At 38.0% G+C, this 5,102-nt stretch carries 2 protein-coding genes and 1 pseudogene; all 3 read left to right on the forward strand.

The features are described from left to right. Positions 1–341, forward strand: a pseudogene (locus WBN20_RS14315) (ligase-associated DNA damage response endonuclease PdeM); the annotation flags it as partial. A 55-nt stretch (positions 342–396) separates the two neighbouring features. Next, the gene (mfd, locus tag WBN20_RS14320; protein WP_424282177.1) at positions 397–3,756 is read left to right on the forward strand and encodes a transcription-repair coupling factor; all 3,360 of its coding nucleotides are present in this window, start codon (positions 397–399) and stop codon (positions 3,754–3,756) included. Between the two features lie 271 nt (positions 3,757–4,027). Further along, positions 4,028–5,102 (forward strand): Gfo/Idh/MocA family protein (locus WBN20_RS14325; RefSeq protein WP_424282178.1); only part of this gene is annotated, 1,075 nt, incomplete at its 3' end.

Raw genomic sequence — 5,102 nt, forward strand, 5'->3', positions numbered from 1 at the left:
AGCTAAAATTTATTTTAGTCAGGGGGAACCATGATATAATTTCACCGCAGAGATATGAACGAATTGGAATTCAAGTAGTGTCTGAATTAGTCTCAGAAAAATTTCTGCTCACTCATCATCCGGAAGAACGACAAGGATATTTCAATTTTTCAGGTCATATTCATCCGGCAATTAAGCTTAGAGGAAGAGGTAAACAATCACTTCGCCTTCCATGTTTCTTCAAGACAGCAGATCAATTAATCCTTCCTGCTTTTGGCAAATTTACCGGAACTTACACCATGAAGAAGACAGAGAAAGACGAAGTTTTTGCCATCGCGGATGACATTATTATAAAAATTTGATCCAAACCTTGGTCTCCCATGCAATCAGCAATTATATTTGCACAAAATTTAACGGTTGACCAAATCTTCATTGCAGCAACTGTATGCACAGTCTCCTCAACTCAGGAAACTGCAGGATTTTATTGCCCAAAACCAGCCTAATATTATTTTAAATGGCCTTAGCGGGTCCTCTTTTTCTTTTGTAGCATCCGCGATCTTTACTAAAATAGATCGGCCTTTTCTATTGGTTTTGAATGATAAGGAAGAAGCCGCATATGTACTTAACGATCTGGAACAACTCATAAGTGAAAATGATGTACTGTTCTATCCGGGAAGTTACAGAAGGCCATACCAAATAGAAGAAACCGATAATGCTAATGTATTGCTAAGGGCAGAAGTTTTGAATCGCATAAATTCCCGAAAAAAACCTGCGGTTATCATTACCTACCCTGACGCCCTTTTTGAAAAAGTTGTCACCAGAAAAGAACTGACTAAAAACACCCTGAAAATAAATACCGCTGATGCGCTTTCATTGGACTTTCTGAATGAAGTCCTTTTTGAGTATCATTTCAAACGGGTCGATTTTGTAACTGAGCCGGGTGAATTCTCCGTACGTGGTGGTATCCTCGATGTCTTTTCCTTTTCACATGATGAACCTTACAGAATAGAATTTTTTGGAGATGAAGTAGAGAGTATGCGGACTTTTGACGTAGAAACCCAATTATCTACCGATAAGGTTAACAGGATTAGAATAATTCCCAATGTAGAAAAAAAACACCTCAATGAAAGTCGTGAAAGTTTCCTGAAATACATTAGTCCGGACACCGTCATATTCCTAAAAAACCCGCAACTAACTTATAACAGGGTGGATTTGTTTTTTGAAAAAGCTCAAAAGACATTTGAAGAACTTAATTCTGACATAAAACAATCGAAACCTGAAGAATTATTTGCCAATTCCAACTTGCTTAAAGCACAATTAACAAATTTTACCCTCGCTACTTTGGGGGGTTTTGATACTATTCCAAATTCTGAGAGTATAGATTTTAATACTACACCTCAGCCTTCCTTCAACAAGAAATTTGATTTACTTATCACAAATCTCAATAAGAACAACCGCCAGGGTTATGAAAATTATATTTTCTGTTCCTCGGAAATACAAACTAAAAGGTTCCATGACATCTTTGACGAAGTAGATGAAAATGTGCATTATAAAACCAAAGTCTTTCCATTATATCAAGGCTTTATAGACCATGACCTGAAGGTTGCATGTTACACGGACCATCAAATTTTTGATCGCTATCACAAATTTCATTTGCGAAATGGTTATGCCAAAAAACAGGCCATTGCTCTAAAAGACCTCAACAAATTGGAAATAGGCGACTATGTTACCCATATAGACCATGGGATAGGCAAATTTGGTGGGCTTCAAAAAATTGACGTGGAAGGCAAAAAGCAGGAGGCCATTAAATTAATGTACGGTGAGCGCGACATCCTTTATGTCAGTATTCATTCATTACACAAGATCTCAAAATACAATGGAAAGGATGGAGCTGTCCCTAAAATTTACAAATTAGGATCTGCTGCCTGGAAAAAACTTAAACAAAAGACAAAGTCGAGGGTAAAGAAAATAGCCTTTGATCTTATTAAAGTCTATGCCAAAAGAAGACTGGACAAAGGGTTTCAATACGCGCCAGACAGCTACTTGCAATTAGAACTGGAAGCTTCTTTTATTTATGAGGACACCCCGGATCAAGGAACTGCTACAGCAGACATCAAAAAAGACATGGAAAGTGAAAGGCCTATGGACAGGCTGGTTTGTGGGGATGTTGGATTTGGAAAAACTGAAGTTGCGATAAGGGCGGCATTCAAGGCGGCAGAAAACGGAAAACAAGTGGCGGTCTTGGTGCCTACGACTATACTTGCCTTTCAACACAACAGGACATTCTCCAAAAGATTGAAAGAAATGCCGGTAAAAGTAGATTATCTTAACCGTTTTAGAACTGCAAAAGAGAAGCGCATAATTCTTGATGAATTACAATCAGGTAAAATAGATATCATTATAGGTACTCATCAATTGGCTAGCAAAAATGTTCAGTTTAAAGACCTGGGATTACTTATAGTTGACGAAGAACAAAAATTCGGCGTTGCTGTAAAAGATAAATTAAAATCAATTAAAGAAAATGTAGATGTTCTTACGCTTACCGCTACTCCAATTCCAAGAACGCTGCAATTTAGTTTAATGGCTGCGAGAGATTTATCTGTGATAAACACCCCTCCACCAAACAGATACCCCATTGAAAGTCATGTGACACAATTTAATGAAGAAATAATACGTGATGCCATATCCTATGAAATTCAAAGAGGCGGGCAAATATTTTTTATTCACAACAGAATAGAAAATATTAAAGAAGTTGCCGGACTGATTCAGCGGTTAGTACCTGATGCAAAAGTAGGCATAGGTCATGGCCAAATGGAGGGTAGGAAATTGGAAACTTTGATGCTGGCTTTTATGAATGGGGAATTTGATGTGCTGGTCTCTACTACCATTGTGGAAAGTGGTTTGGACGTGACAAATGCAAATACCATCTTTATTAATAATGCAAATAATTTTGGATTAAGTGATCTGCATCAGATGAGGGGACGTGTCGGCCGAAGTAATAAGAAGGCCTTTTGTTATTTCATTACACCTCCGTATGAGGTAATGACTCCCGATGCCAGAAAACGAATTCAGGCACTGGAAGAGTATACCGCATTGGGAAGCGGTTTTAACATAGCAATGAAAGACTTAGAAATTCGGGGTGCGGGAGACCTGTTAGGAGGTGAACAAAGTGGATTTATAAACGAGATTGGCTTTGAAACCTATCAGAAAATATTGTCCGAAGCTATTGAAGAATTAAAAGAAAATGAATTCAAGGACCTTTATGAGGAAACTGAAGGAATGGAAAAAATATTTGTAAAAGATACACAGTTAGATTCAGATTTTGAATTGCTATTCCCCGATGATTATATTAATAACACAACAGAACGATTAAACCTATATACAGAATTAAACACGCTTAAAACAGAAGAAGAACTTCAAAAATTTGAGGCTCACCTTATTGACAGATTTGGTGCGTACCCAACACAGGTTGAGGATTTGCTAAACTCGGTACGAATAAAGTGGATTGCCACTGGTATGGGATTAGAAAAAGTAGTTTTAAAAAAAGGAATCCTAATGGGCTATTTTATCTCAGATCAGGAATCTTCTTTTTATCAAAGTCCCATATTCTCGAGTATTCTTTCCTATGTACAACAGCATAATAAAACATGCAGGCTAAAAGAAAAACAAACGCGTAATGGGCTTAGGCTACTTTTAATTTTCGATCATATTAATTCTGTAAATAAAGCGCTGGAAGTACTTAAACCATTGTCACAAAAGCATAAGAAAACTATTTAATAGATTTCTATTGTTCGCTTCAAAAACGTTTAGAGCAATTTCCCGAAGATATTTATCTCAAAATCTCTTGCCTCTTTTTATTTTTTTTCCATTATGATAAACTACTTGCTTTAGCTTAACGGTATTTCATTATCTTTATCTGAACCCTATACCATGCAAGTTATATACAGCTCCTCTTACTAATCAGGACGGTTTAATAACCAACCTTTAGGCATAAGGGAAAATCTTTGTTTTAATGAAATTATGACGGTATAATTATTAACTAAGAATCATGAGTAAACAAAAAAAAAGCTATTCAACATCCAGAAGATCATTTATAAAAAAAGGAGCTGTTGCTTCCTCAATTTTTATTGTTCCCAGACATGTACTTGGTGGTATCGGATATATCGCGCCTAGTGATCAGCTAAATTTGGCGGCCATCGGTTCTGGTGGAAAAGGAAAAAGTGATATTCTAAATGCAACGGTTAATGGCCGGGAAAGAGTAGTCGCACTATGCGATGTAGATTTCTCAGGATCTGCTTCAGCTTCTGTTGAAAAATTTCCCAAAGCAAAATTATATGAGGATTTCAGGGTGATGCTGGATAAGGAAAAAGATATTGATGCTGTTACCATCTCAACGCCCGATCATCTTCATGGCCCGGCCGGGGCATTTGCTATGGAAAGAGGCAAACATGTGTATGTCCAAAAACCATTAACCCACAATATACGTGAAGCACGAATGCTTACCGAGATGGCAAGAAATAATAAAATTGTAAGTCAGATGGGTAACCAGGGTGGATCCAACCCTCTTTTAGGAATGGTTCAAAATTGGGTAGACTCGGAAGTGCTTGGGCAAATTTCAAAGGTACAGGTTTGGACAAATCGTCCTGTATGGCCACAAGGTTATGCTATGCCGGAACCCGATGAAAACTTAAAGCCCAAAGATTTAAATTGGGATCTATGGCTGGGACCAGCTGAATACAGACCCTACACTCCCAATTTGCATCCCTTTAATTGGAGAGGTTGGTGGGACTATGGGACGGGAGCGCTAGGTGATGTGGGCTGTCATCTAATAGATATCCCTTTCAGAACCCTGGGACTAAAATATCCTACGGATGCAGAATGCAGTGCCGGGACAGTTTACTCTCAAATGTGGAATGCCGATTATCATCCGGAAGGTTGTCCTCCATCTTCATTTATAACACTACATTTTGATACGACAGAAAAAAGTAAATCGCCAATTGAACTAACCTGGAGCGACGGCGGGATAAGACCATCACATCCCGAAATAATCCCTGCAGATAGTGATATTGGAGGGCCGGGAAGTTATAATGGTGTGCTTATAATAGGAGAAAACGGTATTATCT

It is taken from the genome of Eudoraea sp., assembly GCF_049665975.1.
Classification (GTDB): domain Bacteria; phylum Bacteroidota; class Bacteroidia; order Flavobacteriales; family Flavobacteriaceae; genus Eudoraea.